The 16,956-nt window shown below is 47.1% G+C and carries 16 protein-coding genes; 9 read left to right on the forward strand and 7 right to left on the reverse strand.

Annotated features, from left to right (window positions below):
• Positions 1-34: 34 nt before the first annotated feature.
• Positions 35-1,483: an aminoacyl-histidine dipeptidase gene (locus tag ACES2C_RS03230; RefSeq protein ID WP_374165575.1), complete on the reverse strand. Its 1,449-nt coding sequence runs from the start codon at positions 1,481-1,483 to the stop codon at positions 35-37.
• Between the two features lie 81 nt (positions 1,484-1,564).
• Positions 1,565-3,007 carry a hypothetical protein gene (locus tag ACES2C_RS03235; RefSeq protein WP_374165576.1) on the reverse strand — a complete coding sequence of 481 codons (1,443 nt, stop codon included), beginning with the start codon at positions 3,005-3,007 and terminating at the stop codon, positions 1,565-1,567.
• A 281-nt stretch (positions 3,008-3,288) separates the two neighbouring features.
• Between ACES2C_RS03235 and ACES2C_RS03240 the strand changes: the two genes are divergently transcribed.
• Positions 3,289-3,969: a cyclodeaminase/cyclohydrolase family protein gene (locus ACES2C_RS03240; protein WP_374165577.1), complete on the forward strand. Its 681-nt coding sequence runs from the start codon at positions 3,289-3,291 to the stop codon at positions 3,967-3,969.
• 98 nt (positions 3,970-4,067) lie between these two features.
• Here the strand turns inward: ACES2C_RS03240 and ACES2C_RS03245 are convergent, their stop codons facing one another.
• Both ACES2C_RS03245 and ACES2C_RS03250 read right to left on the reverse strand, forming a co-directional pair.
• Entirely contained in the window at positions 4,068-4,526 is a 459-nt protein-coding gene (locus tag ACES2C_RS03245) for a hypothetical protein (protein ID WP_374165578.1), read from the reverse strand.
• Positions 4,527-4,634: 108 nt separating this feature from the next.
• Positions 4,635-4,988 (reverse strand): hypothetical protein, encoded by a 354-nt coding sequence (locus ACES2C_RS03250; RefSeq protein ID WP_374165579.1) that lies wholly within the window; start codon positions 4,986-4,988, stop codon positions 4,635-4,637.
• A 93-nt stretch (positions 4,989-5,081) separates the two neighbouring features.
• Between ACES2C_RS03250 and ACES2C_RS03255 the strand changes: the two genes are divergently transcribed.
• The 3 genes from ACES2C_RS03255 to ACES2C_RS03265 are packed head-to-tail and all read left to right on the forward strand — an operon-like array spanning position 5,082 to position 9,609.
• A complete protein-coding gene (locus ACES2C_RS03255) occupies positions 5,082-6,089 on the forward strand; it encodes a hypothetical protein (RefSeq protein ID WP_374165580.1) in 1,008 nt (335 codons plus the stop codon).
• 54 nt (positions 6,090-6,143) lie between these two features.
• Positions 6,144-7,178: a hypothetical protein gene (locus tag ACES2C_RS03260; protein ID WP_374165581.1), complete on the forward strand. Its 1,035-nt coding sequence runs from the start codon at positions 6,144-6,146 to the stop codon at positions 7,176-7,178.
• A complete protein-coding gene (locus tag ACES2C_RS03265) occupies positions 7,141-9,609 on the forward strand; it encodes a hypothetical protein (RefSeq protein WP_374165582.1) in 2,469 nt (822 codons plus the stop codon). Before ACES2C_RS03260 ends, ACES2C_RS03265 begins: the two co-directional genes overlap by 38 nt.
• Before the next feature lie 82 nt (positions 9,610-9,691).
• Here the strand turns inward: ACES2C_RS03265 and ACES2C_RS03270 are convergent, their stop codons facing one another.
• On the reverse strand, positions 9,692-11,611 hold the full coding sequence (locus tag ACES2C_RS03270; RefSeq protein ID WP_374165583.1) for an AAA domain-containing protein: 1,920 nt from the start codon (positions 11,609-11,611) through the stop codon (positions 9,692-9,694).
• Between the two features lie 352 nt (positions 11,612-11,963).
• On the reverse strand, positions 11,964-12,317 hold the full coding sequence (locus tag ACES2C_RS03275; protein ID WP_374165584.1) for a winged helix-turn-helix transcriptional regulator: 354 nt from the start codon (positions 12,315-12,317) through the stop codon (positions 11,964-11,966).
• Positions 12,318-12,358: 41 nt separating this feature from the next.
• Here ACES2C_RS03275 and ACES2C_RS03280 point away from each other — a divergent pair, with 41 nt between their 5' ends.
• The 4 genes from ACES2C_RS03280 (at position 12,359) to ACES2C_RS03295 (ending at position 15,696) form a co-directional block, all read left to right on the forward strand.
• Positions 12,359-12,592, forward strand: coding sequence for an EthD domain-containing protein (locus tag ACES2C_RS03280; RefSeq protein ID WP_374165585.1), 234 nt, complete (start codon positions 12,359-12,361; stop codon positions 12,590-12,592).
• 221 nt (positions 12,593-12,813) lie between these two features.
• Positions 12,814-13,371 (forward strand): thioredoxin family protein, encoded by a 558-nt coding sequence (locus tag ACES2C_RS03285; protein ID WP_374165586.1) that lies wholly within the window; start codon positions 12,814-12,816, stop codon positions 13,369-13,371.
• A gap of 227 nt (positions 13,372-13,598) precedes the next feature.
• Positions 13,599-14,561 carry an Rpn family recombination-promoting nuclease/putative transposase gene (locus ACES2C_RS03290; RefSeq protein ID WP_374165587.1) on the forward strand — a complete coding sequence of 321 codons (963 nt, stop codon included), beginning with the start codon at positions 13,599-13,601 and terminating at the stop codon, positions 14,559-14,561.
• Positions 14,562-14,829: 268 nt separating this feature from the next.
• Positions 14,830-15,696 (forward strand): SRPBCC family protein, encoded by an 867-nt coding sequence (locus ACES2C_RS03295; protein WP_374165588.1) that lies wholly within the window; start codon positions 14,830-14,832, stop codon positions 15,694-15,696.
• A gap of 35 nt (positions 15,697-15,731) precedes the next feature.
• On the opposite strand, the gene ACES2C_RS03300 is transcribed toward ACES2C_RS03295, so the two are convergent.
• Positions 15,732-16,211, reverse strand: a complete 480-nt coding sequence (locus ACES2C_RS03300; protein ID WP_374165589.1) for a hypothetical protein — start codon at positions 16,209-16,211, stop codon at positions 15,732-15,734.
• Between the two features lie 266 nt (positions 16,212-16,477).
• Between ACES2C_RS03300 and ACES2C_RS03305 the strand changes: the two genes are divergently transcribed.
• Positions 16,478-16,831, forward strand: coding sequence for a hypothetical protein (locus ACES2C_RS03305; protein ID WP_374165590.1), 354 nt, complete (start codon positions 16,478-16,480; stop codon positions 16,829-16,831).
• Positions 16,832-16,956 lie beyond the last annotated feature (125 nt).

Raw genomic sequence — 16,956 nt, forward strand, 5'->3', positions numbered from 1 at the left:
TGCTGCTGTATTCTCTATTCTTTTTAGCCCGGCCTTAAGGGATTTCGCGAAGTACATTCAGCAAATATCCCCAGAACTTCTGAACCGATGAAATCTGAACCCTCTCTTCCGGAGAGTGTGCGCCGATGATGGTAGGACCAAAGGAAATCATATCCATGCCAGGGAAATGACCTCCCAGAATGCCACATTCCAGTCCGGCGTGACAGGCTTTCACCTCCGGCTCATGTCCGAAGGTCTGCTTATACAAAGCTTCCATCAGGTGGAGGACAGGAGAAGAAGGGTTAGGCTTCCAGCCAGGATAGTCCCCCGACTGCTCCACTTGCGCTCCTATATTTTCGAAGGCTGCTTTTACGGCAGTCGCCACATCTTCCTTGGTGCTCTCCACACTGCTTCTTTGCAAAGACTGGGTACTAAACACACCATCTTTCACCACCACTCTTGCCAGGTTCGAGGATGCCTCCACCAAACCTTCAATATCAGGGCTCATTCTGAACACCCCATTAGGCACTGCATAAATAGCATTCAGCACCTTTCTGAAATCTTCCTCTCCCATTACCGATGCCGGAAGTTCAGCCTCGTCACATTCCACGAGGAGGTTAGGGTCTGTCACCTGATATTCTGTTTTGATGACTGATCGGCATTCTGCTAAAAACTTCTTAAACTGATCCAGCTCTTCTGCTCGTATCACGACGAGCGCGGTTGACTCCCGCGGAATAGCGTTGCGCAGGCTGCCGCCGTCAAGGGAGGCTAGCTGGATAGAAAAAATACCAGCTGCTTTATACAGCAAACGATTCATCAGCTTATTGGCGTTCGCTCTGCCCTTGTCTATATCCATGCCCGAGTGTCCCCCGGTCAGGCCCTTTATTTTAACCGTCAGCGCCCTCCCGTTCTCATGAGGAGAAACGCCTTTGTAAGAATACTCCGTTGTGGAGTCAAGGCCTCCGGCACAGCCAATTGACAGTTCCTGATCATCTTCTGTATCAAGATTAAGCAGGATCCTCCCTTTCACCATCTCTGGCTTCAGCTTCATGGCCCCAGTCATCCCCGTCTCCTCATCGATAGTAAACAACGCCTCCAGAGGAGGATGTACAATGTCTTTGGAAGCAAGGATAGACATAATAGCCGCTACACCGATGCCATTATCAGCACCGAGCGTAGTTCCTCTCGCCTTTACCCAGTCGCCCTCCGCGAACATATCGATTCCCTGCGTAGTAAAGTCAAAGGAGGTATCATTATTCTTCTGATGAACCATGTCCAGGTGCGACTGCAGCACCACTGTCTGGTGCGCCTCCATGCCAGGGCTCGCCGGCTTTTTGATCACTACATTTCCAATTTCATCCCTTCGTGTTTCGAGCCCAAGAGCTTGCCCAAAACTGATGATAAATTCAATAACCTTTTCTTCTTTCTTGGAAGCCCGGGGCACGGCGTTTAAGTCCGCAAAATTACCCCACAAAGATTTGGGCTCAAGATCTCGTATTTCCATTGTGTTACTGTTTTAAATCCGCAACGAACCCGTTGCGTTTGTCATTAAAATGGGCAAGTTAAGAATTCTTTCCTGAGTCTCTTAAAAACGCATCACCGTCAGTTTCCTGGATTCCCTGTCATAATAAGCGTACCACGATGCGTTGCTGGCAGTGAACACCGTTGCACCTCCGTCCGGGATCTTGAGATCTTTGGAATAAGTCCGGATGTCCTCCATCGCAGAAGGCGCCATTTCTCCCGACAGATGCGCAGAGGTTTTCGGATCAAGGAGCATTTTAAAACGAGTGGTACGCCCCCACGAAGAATAGAACGGATTAAAGCCTACACCTACAGTCACTCCGCCGGCAATAGCACCACCAAGGGCTCCCATATTGGGAGCAGAAAATGTGTTGTTCTTTACTTCCCTAAACGCTCCAACGGTCACTTCATCCTGATGGAGGACATTTCGTACGGCGCTGATCACTACGCGCCCTCCAAGCATCTTCCGTAAAAGCTGACGGGTTTTCTCAAGCTCCCTGACCGCATTCTTCGAATAATTTCCACCCTCCTGCATAATAGGCGTATTTTTAAAATCTATACTATTATTCTCATTCGCCCCAAAGCGTTTGATCTCAGAACCGTCTGAAAAGCTATTAATGTATACTGTTAGTCTTTCTGAGGTAGCAAGTGCATAAAAAAGCCGGTCTCCAAAAAGGAATGAATTAAATGAAGAATTACTTAGATCATCCTGTGAGAGTATAGGTCTGGAGATTTTCCTGTTTACAAGTTCTCCATTAGAAAGCTTCATTTCGAACACCTGCGTAACCCCGGCCTCCTTGTCCATCAGCAGCAACAGCTTTCCCTCCCGGTAATAGATCTTATTCGGCGAACTAGCCAACTCAGCCGTCAACTCCATTTCCGGCTTAACCAGCGCAACATCTAAGTCCCGGCTCCACTGTCCCGACTTAGATAAGGCTTTCCACAGATCTCTTTTTTCAAATTCAGAACCAGTGGCTTTGCCGAGATCAAAATCATGTCGCTGTACCTGGCCTTCTTTACTAAATTCGTACACCGTTAAGACAGGCTCCTTTTTATGGGCGGCGATATACAGAAAAGACTCGCCCGTATTAACCTGACCGAGAACCCTCATCCCATCCAGACTAACTGCCACCGAGTGTTCAGTGGCTGAAGAATCAGCAAGTCCAAATACGTAATTCCATATAGTAGCCTCTGCCCCCCGTTGTGAAAAGACAAAAGCTTTTCCATCCCGCACAAAGCCGCCCAGAATTTCGTCCTCATTCAAACCATCTTTGGCCGATTCCTTCAGATACTTCATTTCTTTGTCAAACCAAAATACCTTTAAAGTCGACGAGTTGTTGGCAATAACGCAATTGAAGTCCTTCGTCAGGCTTGAGAAACTGTTCACCCCGATCGGGTTAGATTTGCCTCCGCCCTTCCATCCAAGTGAGACTTCAAAGGGCTTATGCTGAGCAGAGGCCAGACTACTACAGGCGAGCAGCCATACAACGATTATTTTGAAACGCATATTGATAATCCTTACCCATTTATAGGTTTAGACCACAAATGTACGAAGGCTTGATGAACTATTAGTAATCGCCGAAAAAGCCAGGCGTTCTTTACCTCTTCATCTTTAAAAAATAAAATTCTTTTAGGGGTAAGGCCGGCACTTATTTGTCTTGTCTATGAAGCCATACTCATTGACTGACTAGCAACACAAGATATTTCCTGAACCTAATCATCCAACCTGTGCAGTAAGAACATGCACAGGTATTCTTTTTGCAGTGCATTTATGATTAAATACACTCCATGCAGAAAGACACCCATTCACTGAACACGCGGCATCTCACGGTTGACGACATATTAAGGGCGGTTTCAGGCCAAAAGCCGAGCCTGACCGGAGGCAACGTCACACTTACCTGCGCCACCCTTGCTCTCTCTGTTATTTCGATGGCGCTCGAACTGTCTATCCGCGGAACCCGGGATAAGGCTATCAAATCGTTCCTTGTAGATAAGCTCTCCTATATGCGACAAATTAGCCAGTCTTTTCTGCTTGCAGGAGAGCAGGATCAGCTCCTATTTGATGAGCTTCGCGAGTTCAAAGGAAAAAAGCAGCGGAGCTTCACCAACCCGTTCTATTACCACTCTTATCTGAAAACCGTTACCTCTCCCCTCGAAGCAGCCGGAATATTCGTCAAAGCCGCAACTGCGGTGAGCGACGTGATACCCTACTGCAAGAAGGGCTTTATGAGTGATATAGGTGCAGGCTGTTACCTTCTATCCTCATCCTTCCATGCCCTTATGTTAATAGCAGAGAGCAATATCAAAGGAATGCCGAAAGATAAGAGCGGACAATACGACGCGCAGAAACAGGAAATACACAGCCAGGCGGAGCAGCTCTTCCTTAAAATCAATGCAGAGGTACATGGCAGGATGACGGCCCCGCGCCGAAAGCATCCTTTTCCGCCTCCAGCAACCGCATCGGCTTAAGCAGACAAAATAGCCACTCTTTACTTGTCCTCTTTTCCGGCCCAACGGCAGAATGAAAGGGAGAGCCCGCTTCAACAAGCGGGCCTCTCCTGCAAAAATTACATAGCAAGCTTCCTCTGCCACTCTTCAGCTTTCTGAGTATAAACCTTTAAAAAAGACTCCTTGTCTTTGTATTGCTTGTAGAACAGTATTCGCTGACTCTTACCGTTTTGGCCTTCAAATTCAAGTCCTAACTCTGCAACATCCTGGCCATTGCTCTTTTTCAGAATAGAACATCTGCTAAAGTCACTCAGGTCAACAACATCGACAGCTGGCTCTGCTAAATAATTATTAATAAAGACAAGTACCCGCTTCTCTGTGTCTGCACCAATCAGTTTCATTCCGAAATAATCCGGTTCGGAAATTTTGAGGCGCTGTGCGGTGCAGACTTCCGCAAACTTATCAAACCCTCTTTTCCGTCTTCTTTTAGCCGAGCTAATATTGATCAGGACAACGGGGATAATCACAATAAGGGTCAAAGCAATCACTATGATCGCATTCTCTAAAACATCGTTCATGTATTAATAAATTAAAATAAGTGCTAACTCCCTGTCATCAGAACGGGAGAACGAATTGATAGGATAATAAGAAAGGTCATGCTGAGGCATGCCTCCTGCATACATGAACTAAGGAAAAAAATGAAAAGGGTAAAGAATGAGAAAAGCAACGACTGTTAAAACCGACTGCAGGGAAATGTTTCTTCCCTTTAGGTAATGCAGACGGATAGCTATCGCCAGGAAGATGCAGAGGAACAAGAATACCCTATAAAAAGGGCCCTTCGCTGTTTCAACACAGGCGAGGATGATTACGGGTCCGGCCTGAAGGAAATACCTGGATGAGGGGCCATGATCAGACGATTCAAAAGAGTATCCCGGTTCTGCTACTACCCCGGATTTTGACTCAGCAGGAGGCATAATACCCTTTGCTTCCAGTCCCGCAGAAAGGAACAAGAAAAGAAAAAATATCAGCAGCCGCCTCATTTGCATGCCGCAAAGATAGCAAATACGAGTGATCCCCATTCTCCCCCTTGCCAATACCGACTTTATTCTTATTATTGTGGCAGTAAATAGATCATGAAAACTCCTAAACCTTCCTACGCTTCTTTCCGGCCTGTCATCCTGTTATCGTTGACCATTGCTCTGGCTATAGCCGGTACAGATACCAGTGCTCAAACAGATTCTATTGCACTCATAGCTCGCTGGAAAAAGGGCGAAGGCAGAAACTATCTTATAAAAAAAGCGGAGGTCCGGTACACGAATGGGGCCTTAACCACCAATGATAGCAGTTCCTATACCGTCAGCGTGACTGTAACCGACTCTAGCAGGACGAACTATAACCTTGACTGGCGAAGTGAATCACCCCTCCTTTCCAACAAAACGTATCCTGAACTTGCGGGGCTTGATGAAAAGTACCAGAACCTGAGTGTAAAATACAGCACCGACCAGAACGGAGCCTTTCAAAAGCTCTTAAACCGGGACGAGATCATCCAGATGATGAATGAAGCGCTTGACCTTTATGTCGCACAAAAAAAGGATACGGGCTCTCTGTCGAGCGACAATGTTGAGGCCGTTAAACAGATATTTTCCTCTCCCGGAACTATCGAAGGCTTAGCTTTAAAAGAAATTTCACTATTCCATTTTCCTTACGGGGTCTGGTATCACTATGGCAGCACCTTTGAATATCAGGAGCAGATTGGAGTCCCACTGCTCGGTGCTCCTGTAGCCAGCACAGGCAGGCTTACCCTTGAATCTATAGATACACTCCATCATACTTGTCGTATTAAGAACTCGGTCCAGCTGGATTCAGTAAGTTCAAAAAAAGCAATCGCCACCATGCTGGAAGTTATGGTGGCAAAAAGCACATTCAAATCAGAACAGGAAAAGCAAACCAAATTGCAGGAGATGAGAAAAGCATTTAGCACGATGGAGTTAACGATTGACCGAGAATCAGTATTTGAAATCAATTATAGCACCGGATGGCCCATACCCGTTGTATTTACACAGAACACGTTCGCCAGCACACCGGAAGAGGGCGGCCTACGTCGTTTGGAGACTGTAAGTGTTACAGCCGTGGATAAGTAGTCAGCTTTGCAAATCTCCTATCTTTGCCGCTTCTGCTCATCCCGATCAAGCCGTATGATAAGAAGACGCCCACACATCGTTTGTTTCCTTCTTTCTGCCCTAACCCTGCTGCTGTCCTGCACAAGGGAGCGCCAGGTACAGACCAGCTTTTACTACTGGAAAACGGCATTCTCCCTGACAAGCATTGAAGAAGATGCACTCCGCCACCTTCATGTAAATCGGCTCTTCGTCAGGATCATGGACGTTGACTGGAGCACGGAGAGGTCTGAGCCAGTCCCCGTCTCGCCTGTCGTGTTCAAACAAGCCATTCCCGACAGCATTGCCCTGGTCCCCGTGGTTTTCATCGTCAACAATGCGCTTACTTTCCTCGACAAGCCGGCCATTCAAACGCTCGCTGCAAGAATCGTCAGCTACACCTCTGCCAAGGCAGCGCAGGCAGGAAAGAAAAAGTTAAGCGAAATTCAAATTGACTGCGACTGGACCAAAAGCACAAAGGCCAATTATTTCGCCTTGCTGGAGGAGATCAAAAAGAAGAAGCCAGCATGGAAGCTAAGCGTCACACTCAGGCTTCATCAGTTCAAAAACAGAAGTACCGGAATACCTCCGGCTGATGCCACCGTGCTCATGCTGTATAACATGGGCAATCTGAGAAAATCCGGGAATCAAAACTCCATACTGGAGCTGAACGAGATGAAGAAATACCTCTCTGATGAGTCGGGCGCATACCCCCTTCCCACAGACGTGGCTCTGCCTCTTTTCAGCTGGACCGTCGCCTTCCGAAACAATGAGTACCTGGGCATAGCCAGAGTAAGCGCCGCAGACCTGAATAAGGGCAGCACATTCAGAAAGCGCCCCGGTACACGCTTATATGAAGTGCTGGAGGATCTTCCCCAGGCAGGCCTTAGAAAAAAGGATCTGCTTCGCAATGAATCAGTTCCCGCGGATACCGTATCAGCAGCCGCCCAACTTATAAAAAAACACTTAACTTCGCACGACAGCCTCAGGGTGCTCTACTACCACCTTGACCAGCAATTACTAAAGACCTTTCCCGATGAAAAACTGGAAGAAATTTCTCATCTGTTCAATTAGCGTATTCACATTTCTAATTATCGAAGTAGCCGTAAATTTCGCCTGCGGGCCTGAACCCGATCCTTACGATTACTACATCTCCTTCTTCCACAATAACGTGCAGGGCGATGACTATCGCAACTTTTACCTGACCGAGTACCGCTATCTATTTGACGATGCAGAACCCGTGAACGAGGCCACCGTCAATTCAAAAGAATGGGCTGCAGCTGCCGGAGGGAAGCTCAAGGCAGCTGATATTGAACAGGTCATGTATCATCTTGATAAAAGGGCAGATTCGGCATTAATGCTTGCGCTCAAAGGCGAAAAGGTCCAAATGCCTGATAGCCTCTCCAAGAACCCGTTCGTCAGCTTCCTGATGAACAAGAAACATCAGGAGTTCAGGGATTACTTCACTCATGCAAAAGATATCGAAGAACAGAACTCGGTCTACGATCCCTGGGATCCTGCTCCTGTTGACACTGCTGCCCGTCTTAACCTGCTCAGCCAGTCCCTGAGCAAAGCCGGGAAGACCAAAAACAAGTTCCTCAAAACACGGTACTACTACCAGGCCTGCAAGCTTTCGCTCTTTACTGATAATAACGATCAGACGATCCGGATTTATGACCAGTACCTGGACAAAACGACAGACAGTCACGTAAAAGGATGGGGACTCGCATTAAAAGCGGGAGCGCAGAGATGGAAGAAAGATACCATTACCTCGGCCTATAACTTCTCAAAAGTCTTCGCTCTTTATCCCGAGAGACGAGTACAGGCATATCGTAATTACCGGAATACCCGCGCAAAAGTGAATGACGTCCTCCGGCTGGCTCAGAACAATGAAGAGAAGGCCATGATCTGGGGAATAGAGGGCTTTGGCGATCCCTCGCTCAACCTCAGCTATTTAGAAAATGCCTATCAGCTTGCGCCTGCTTCACCCGTTGTGAATATCCTTCTCACCAGGGAGCTTAACAAGCTGGAATCGTACTACCTCACCGATAACTTAAAGAAAAAAGAGAATTTCTATAACCCTTATCAGTTTATTCGTTGGGATTACAACAATACAAAAGCTAAAGAGGAACAGGCCCTTCATTTGGAGAAGGTCAAAGCGTTCTGTCTGAAGCTTGCTGAAGAAAAGCACAGTCAGCAGCCAAAGCTTGGATATGTTGCGGCAGCCTATCTTGCCTGGATGGAGAACCACAATGCAGAAGGCTGGTCTTATATGAATAAAATAGCAAAGGACCTCCCCGCAGGGCGACTACAGGATCAGGAAAAAATCGTGCGCCTCCTTCTCGCCGCTCAAAAGATCCACGACTATAACCAGGTGAACGAAAAAGAACTGCTGCCTGCCCTTACCTGGCTTGATCAGAAAGTGAAGGAAGAACACGCTGCTACCCGCTCCACCGACTATTGGGACGGCTACGACGGACGACGATTTGCTGCAACAGCGCGTAACTTCTATCAGATCATCCTTGCACCAGCCTACTACGAACAGGGCGATACCGTCAGTGCAGCTCTTGCCATGCTGAAAGGCGATCCACTCCTTGAAGCTGGAAGCAAGGACCCGCTTAGCTGGCAGACACGTGAGTTTATGAGGACCGGCATCAGACCCAACGCCCTCGTTAAATTGCTCGCCCTGCAGCAACGTCCTTCCGCTGATCAATACGGAAGATTTCTGCAGGATCGCCTTGCAGCGGTCGACCCCGACGAGCTTAAAGAACTAGCCGGAACCGCCTTCCTTCGCCAGCACCAGTTTGCCAAAGCAGTGCTTTATCTGAAGCAGGTCCCGGCAAAGAAGCGCGACAGCCTCATCAATGGCTACTATGGTGAAAAGATCGCTACAGGCAACCCATTTGTTGATCGCCTGGCCGACTACCCGCTGGTCCGCGACACTGTACACGGTTACGGCAAGCTCCGCTACGCCCAGGAAATGGCCGCTCTACAACAAAAGATCAAAACCGATCCAAAGAACGCAGCGCGCTATTATTACCGAATGGCCAACGGGTTCTACAACAGTGGCACATTCGGAAATTCCTGGTACCTGCTCTCCTACACCTGGACATCGAATGACAGTGACCCCGCAGAAAGTCATTATTATTCGGCCGACTATATCAAGGCGAAGACGGCCCGCGAGTATTATCAGAAAGCGATGCAGCTAAGTAAAGACCCTGAGTTCAGAGCCAGGTGCGTGTTTATGCTTGCAAAATGCTATCAAAAGCAAATCCCCTATCCCGAGTATACATCAGAATTTTTCGATAACTACCAGAAATACCAGGGTCTCGAAAAAGAGTACCACCGAAAACTCAGGAAGAACCCTTACTTTGCTGAATTGCTTAACAGCTATCCCCGCACGCGTCTCTTTGCAATAGCACAGGGGGAGTGCTCTTATTTAAGGGACTTTCTCAGCTCATACAACAGACCGACTTCCGGCAAAAAAGGATTGCCAGGGAAATAAAACGTCTCTGACCAGCTTTCAATTTGCCAAAAGCAGGTCGGACGTTCTTTTAGGCCCGCCAGTTAGCAGGAGCGCCAGGGGATTATAAGTATTCCCAGGCACTCTTGTAAGCGCTTATACCCTCTGAGTAAGAAATAAAATCAGAGTAAAAAGGAAGAATTGAGAGAGTAGCACCATCCCCTATGACCACCAGTTTCTTGCGAGCACGGGTCATAGCCACATTCATACGCCTTATGTCTGCAAGAAAGCCGATATTCTCATCGTAGTTGCTTCTGGTCATACTAATGTATACGATATCCTTCTCCTGCCCCTGAAAGCTGTCGATCGTATTAACAGCGATCTTCGCCAGGAACTTCTCCAGTCCGCTCACCTGCAGCAATTTATCTTTCAACACAGATATCTGTTCCTTGTAGGGAGAGATAACGGCAATTTCAGGAAAACTTTCCAGAGAATGGTGATTCCCCAGTTCTTCCAGATACTGCTCCATATGTCTGAATAAAAAGTCGGCCTCCTCAGGGTTTGAAATAGCGTACCCCTCCTGCTTCTCTTCAAAACCGCAGCCACCGGTGTCAACGAATAACAAAGGAGAGTCCTCAGCATGTAATAACTTCCCGGCAACAGAAGAGTGAGCTTTCAGCCGATCATTATAAAAAACTCTTGAAGGATAGTCCATGATCGCCTCATGCATCCGGTATTGCTCATTGAGCAGTACAACGGCCTGAGGGAAGGCACCGGCACATTTCTGCAGCAAGGTTACGGCCAGACCCTCTCTTGCTGCTTTATCCGACTTAATGGTAGGGGGCAACTGGAAATGGTCTCCCGCCAGCACCACTTTCCGAGCCTTCAATATAGGTATCCAGCAAGCAGGCTCAAGCGACTGTCCCGCCTCGTCAATAACAACTGTATCGTATTTCCTATCCCTCACCGTATAATGGTTTGCCCCTACAAGGGTAGCGGTGATTACCTGTGCCTTATTCAGCACATCCTCCATAATAAACTGCTCAGTAGCGCCTGCGTCCTTCAAAATACGATGAGCCTCCGTGAACAAGGCTTTACGCTGCTCGCGCTCGGCATGACCGAAGTTCCGCTTGTACTTCTGAGCCATATTCCTCAGCTCATTTGCCTGTTTCTTAAATGACCGTACCTCCTTCATCCCGAGATGTTCCTCCATCCGGCTGTCGAGGGTAAGTTTCGACAGCCCTTCAGATACTCTGACCGGATTTCCCACCCGGACCACGCGCACCCCTTCATTTGCCAGCTTCTCCGTCAGGAGGTCCACAGCCGCATTGCTTGGCGCCACGGCGAGGATCTGCTTCTCCCCTTCTTGCAGAAGCGCGGTAATCGCACTGATGAGGGTGGTAGTCTTCCCTGTCCCCGGCGGGCCATGCACAATAGCCAGATCTTCTGCTGCAAGTATCCTGTGCAGCGCATCCTGCTGAGAGGCGTTCAGATTGTTGAAGGACTGGTCTCCACTTAAGGATTTGAAAGCAGGCTGTTCCTGTCCCGTAAGTACCCGGATCAAATGCCCCTGTTTTTGATCCTCTGACAATTCAGCAGCCCCTTCCAGCGCCTTTTCCATCTCATCGTAGCTCGTATCATCGAACAGAAGATCCATACCCAGCTTGCCCTTGCCAGCCCATTCGGGCAGTTCATCCTCGCGGAAAGAAACCCTCATGGTATTTCCGTTAAGGTGAACCACCGTTCCTTCTATGCGGTCGCGATGAGGATCATGATTAGAGAATAAGGCAACCGAGCCCCCAAACCGGAATTGATGCACCAGGTCCTGATGCGTCGTCCTCTCCACCTCCACACTCAGATAATCTCCCCTGCCAAACTCGGTATTCCTGATAGCCACAGGATACCAGCAAAGACCGCTGATCCTCCTGTCGGCTAGCGAAGTAACAGAGGTCAGCTCCCTATAGGAGCGAAGGTCTTCGGCGCGTTCAATATTTAATAATTCAAGTAACTTCTGAAAGTAGGGATTGCTGGGTAACTGGCTCATGAATAATAACGTCCAATAATAAACATATCCCGGCTAATAATATTGTATTTATTACAATGATAGCTCTGAAACTTTGCAGGCGCTTAGAGTATTTTAAGGAACGTTTAGCGCTGTTGTCGATCGGGCCCTTTATGGATGCGCAAAACGGCATCAATACCCCCTTTGAGAAAAGGCAGCAGCTATTTTATCTTATGTAAAGTATGCTTCAACGAGGTGGACGAAAGCAACTGCGGGCTCTTTGAATTTAATTAGCTTTTAAAATGTTAATGAATTTCTCTAGCACTTCCTTTAGGAAGAAAAATAACTCATCATACGTGACTTATTTAGTAAATAGTGTAGGCATAATGGTGACTTACTCATTTTTTTCATTGAGTGCTGCTTCCAAAACAGCTCTATTGTTTTCGCCCCATCTCTCCAAACTGATTATTAAAGGCAACAGACTAGTTCCCAAATCAGTTAACCGATATTCAATTCTAGGAATCTTTGTATCGAAAGAAAATTTATCAACAAAGCCATGCTTTACCAATTCGTCCAATTGCTTGTTCATTACCCGCCTGTCTACCGCTATTTTCTTTTGTAATGCACCTGGTCTTTTTACCCCATCTGAAATGTAATAGATCAGCATCAGTTTCCACTTTCCATCCAAAAGTTCCTTAAATACGTGCAGGCCACAATCCTTCCTTACAGGAATTTTCTTCTTGTACATCGCTTAGTCAATCAATTGTCATAGCAAGTACGCACAAATTTGTGCGTACTTGCTGTAGGGTATGTAATGAAATAAGTTTGTCTGAAATTAGTTTTCCTAAGCCCTTATACGATGCTGTAGTAGAAATCTCGTTTGACTCGTTTGAGGATTTCAACACCTTCTTCACATCAGAAAATTATCTAACAAAGGTTCGTCCCGATGAACCCACTTTCTTTGATACTGAAAATTATATCGCAATGGCAACCAATGAAACAGTCGTTAAACCTGGTGCGTAATTAATAACCTTATCAATAACGCACATCCAACCCATTAGTCCGGTGTGCGTTATTGATCAAACTATTTACGTCCTTTAAGTCAAAAAGTAAAGAACTGCGTAACAGAATTGCAGTTCCGCGGAGGTGCTGGACATATTTCCGGTGCAAAGCGCTACACATTTTACTTTTCACTGGTGAACCTTGGACCGGAGCTTGCTATATTGCCGCAACAACATCCAGATATGATCTTCCAGGAATACCTAACGTACTTTAAACAAATTATAGAAGCGCCCGCTCCGCCTGCGCCCTACGACAACCCCGATTACAGCAACTACACACTTCTAAACTGGACCAGGTTAAACAGATGGTTAAAAACCGGTATTCTAACAGAAAGTATTGGCAGTACTGTAGCAGCCATCCAGTCGCCTCAGCAATGGATCGTCATTACAGAACCCTGGTGCGGTGATGCAGCGCATATCGTTCCCTTCCTCGAAAAGATTGCGGCGCTGAATCCCCTGATTCAAGTCGACTACGAGCTTAGAGACGCTGAACCCTTCCGGATCAATCAGTACCTAACAAACGGAACCAAGTCAATTCCCAGGCTTATCATACGCAATGCTCAGGGCGAAGACCTGGCAGTATGGGGACCGCGTCCGGCGAAATGCCAGGAAGTCTACCAGAAGCTCACGTCTGAGAAAGCAGACTTTGAAACCGTTAAAAACGAGCTGCAGAAGTGGTATAACAAAGACAAGGGAGTAGAAATACAGCGAGAGATCGAAGAACTGCTGGCGGGTATCTGAGAGAAAATTCCAAAGGAACGGAGAAAGCTTCACTATAGGAGTGTCACAAACTAACATACCCGGATATTCCGATCGCTCACGATCTCCCTCCAGACCACCTTCATCTCCAAACGTATGTCGGCTCTCTATCACTTCAACTAGCAGAAGAGCTTGCATTTTTTGTCTTGATTTTGAAAGGTGGACCTACTTTTCAGATCGTTGTTGATGCCCGATGCGTATCTTTGATTATGACCAATCATCTCCAGCCGTCCACTACAAAGTTCATAGATCCGCTTACAGACTACGGTTTTCGCTATTATTTCGGTTCAGAGCCCAGAAAAGACATTCTGATTGAATTTCTTAATGACCTGTTTGACGGAGAACGACACATAGAAGACCTCCACTTTACGCCCACTGAGTACGATGGCGATGAAGGCACAGACAAGCGGGTGCTGTTCGATCTAAATTGCCGGGGCCGCAATAATGAGCACTTTATTATTGAGATGCAACGCGTCAGACAGGAGTATTTCAAAGACAGGGCTCTTTACTATACCTCAAGGCTTATTCAGCGACTCCTTTCGAAAGGCGAAGAAACGAACAGATATGAACTGCCGGCAGTGTACCTGATCGGCATACTTGAGTTCAGGATGGACGACAACCAAAAAGAACAGTATTTTCACGATATTGCCCTGAGGGATAAGGAAAACGGCAAACTATTTTACAATAAGTTCGGTTTTAAATTTTTGGAATTGAGTAACTTTGAAAAAGAAGGATATGTACTGGAAAGTAGCCGCGACAAATGGATGTACCTGCTCAAGCATATGCACAAAATGGACAGGCTTCCAGCATTTTTAGATAAGCGGGTCTTTCAGAAGATTTTCAGTATAGCAGAAGTATCCAAATTATCGAAGGAGGAACGTATGGCATATGAAGCAAGTTTAAAGGCAAAATGGGATACCCAAAACGCCTTTGCCTATGTGGAGAAGAAAGGAAGGGAAGAAGGTCGGCAAGAAGGCCTCCAAGAAGGTCGGCAAGAAGGCCGGCGAGAAGGCCGGCAAGAAGGCAAGCAAGAAGGCTTGCAAGAAGGCTTACAAGAAGGCCGGGGCGAAGAAAAACGGAGTATCGCCCGTGCCATGAAGGCTGACGGAATCCCTGTTGTTCAGATCAGCAAGTTTACCGGGCTGACTCCTGAAGAGATAGAAAGCTTATAGTATTCCTGTTTTCAGTAACCCTAGACTGTCAGGGTCAAGCAAAATCCCGTTCAGGATACCACTCTACCGTCATACATCGCGTTAGACGCCCTACATTTGGTTAAGCAAAATCCCATTGGGGATCACGTGCCGGTCTGCTGCCCCTTTCATATCCTGTCGCATTTACCCCTTAATATGTCCGGTTTACCTCCCATCAACCATTACAGGAAGCCTTAACTTTACATAGTCAACCAATAACAAGATTTAAAAACCAATAAAACAGAACATTATGGAAACACTTGTTAAACCGACCATTACAGTTGAGGCGACCATACAGGCCACACTAAAGGCCGTCTGGACACACTGGACCAGCCCAAGCTCCATTGTCAAATGGAACTCTGCTTCGCCCGACTGGCACACTCCGGAAGCCGGGCACGAACTGAAGCCGGGAGGCAGGTTTAGGTACCGCATGGAAGCAAAAGACGGAAGTACGGGGTTCGACTTCACCGGGACATTCGATGACGTAAGGCCGCATGAACTGCTGACCTACACAATGGATGACGGGCGTAAAGTAGCTATTTCCTTCGCCCAGGTCGGGCAGGAAACTCATATTTCAGAAAGCTTTGAAGCGGAAGACACGCACTCGCTGGATCAGCAGCGTGAAGGCTGGCAGTCGATCCTCAACAACTTCAAGACCTTTGTCGAAAAGAAACATCGCCTGGTGAAGTTCAATTTTGACATTTTCATTCAGGCTCCTCCAGAGAAGGTGTACACGGCAATGCTCAGCAAAGAACACTATACGGAATGGACGGAAGCCTTTTGTCCCGGCTCCTATTTCGAAGGGTCCTGGGAGAAAGGATCGGAGATCAAGTTTCTGGCTCTCCACGAAAATGGAGAAGCAATGGGTATGCGAGGACATATTAAAGAGAACATTCCCGGAAAGTTCGTTTCTATCAACTACGATGGCGTTGTAGGTTCCGGCATGGAATCTGAGGCAGAAGCCTGGTCTGAAGCGTATGAAAACTATTCGTACGATGAGGAGAACGGCGGTACGCGATTGACCGTGGAGCTTACAGGCACAGAAGAATATCAGGAGTTCTTCTCATCGGCATGGCCTCTGGCGCTCAATAAACTCAAACAGATTTGCGAGCAATAAGAACATTCCTGATCAGCATCACGATAAGAGACGGTCTACTTCTTCAATGAGGAGATCGTCTCTTCGTTTACATCCTGCGGCGTTCCATAGTTGAAAGCAGGCATTTGAAATTTCAGAAGCTCCACATCCAATGTAGCAACATCATCAGCCGTTCCCCAATCGAAAGCCGGCGTATCCATTTTAAGAAGCTCCACTTCCGGTGTACTTGCATCCTCAGATGTCCCCCAGACAAAAGCAGGTGCGGTGAAGCTAGCCGACTTCATATCTGCTTCACTGATCCTTATTGAAGCAGCATCATCAGCTGATCCCCAAACAAATTCAGGCGCCTTAAAAGCAGCGAGTTTGAGCTTCTCAACTTCAGCATCTACCAGATCTGCGGGAGTGCCAAACTCAAAAGCAGGAGCTTTCATTAAAATTGCAGCAGTTTCATTCCTTGCCTCTTTTCTTTCGTCAGCAGAAGCAGTAAATACAGTGGCTAGTAAAGCGGCGGCGGTAAGTGTAGTAAGAGCTTTCATGTCTTTGATTTTTAAATTATTATCGTTTTGTTGAATCAAAGATAGAGACAGCCCCGCCGCCCGCCAATGATCTTTAGGCTAAGCCCGTCCAGAACTCGGTAAAGCCCGCCTTCCTGTCGGTGAAAATCAATGCAGATAAATCCGCCGAAATGTACCTGCCTGAAATCTCTGAACAATAAATTTTTTTCCACTTGAAAACTCTGTAAAGAAGCTTAACTTTATTATAAGCACGCACATTCTATCACACACTTTTAAAACCTTACAAAATGAGAACAACCTTAAAATTGAGCATCGCATGCACGATGCTGCTGCTTATCACCTCTTGTAGCGTACTAAACATGGGGGCTTTACAGATAGGAATGACAAAGAGCGAAGTCAACCAGATGTTAGGCCCAACGTATGATGATGTGATCCAGGCCAGAAAAGAGCCGGACGGTTCTGTCATGGAGGTCGTTCAGTATAGCGGGTATAATAGGCGCATGGGGATGCAAAAGTACTGGTTATACTTCAGGAACGATCGGCTCGAAAAATGGAGCCTTTATGACCCGGAAATATACAGGAGCCCTTACCGGTATCGCGATGGGCGGGATTCGACCTGCATAGACATGTATCGGAAGTAGTTGAATATCCTGTTCGTAACAAACCCGTTACCGAGACAATAAGATCCGGGCCTTATTTGTATTTATTCTAAATAAACATACTTTTGCTATCGAAAAAAATGCCACACGGTTCGGACCCGTGTGGC

Origin of the sequence: Arcticibacter sp. MXS-1 (genome assembly GCF_041902385.1) — a bacterium.
In the GTDB taxonomy this organism is placed as follows: domain Bacteria; phylum Bacteroidota; class Bacteroidia; order Sphingobacteriales; family Sphingobacteriaceae; genus Arcticibacter.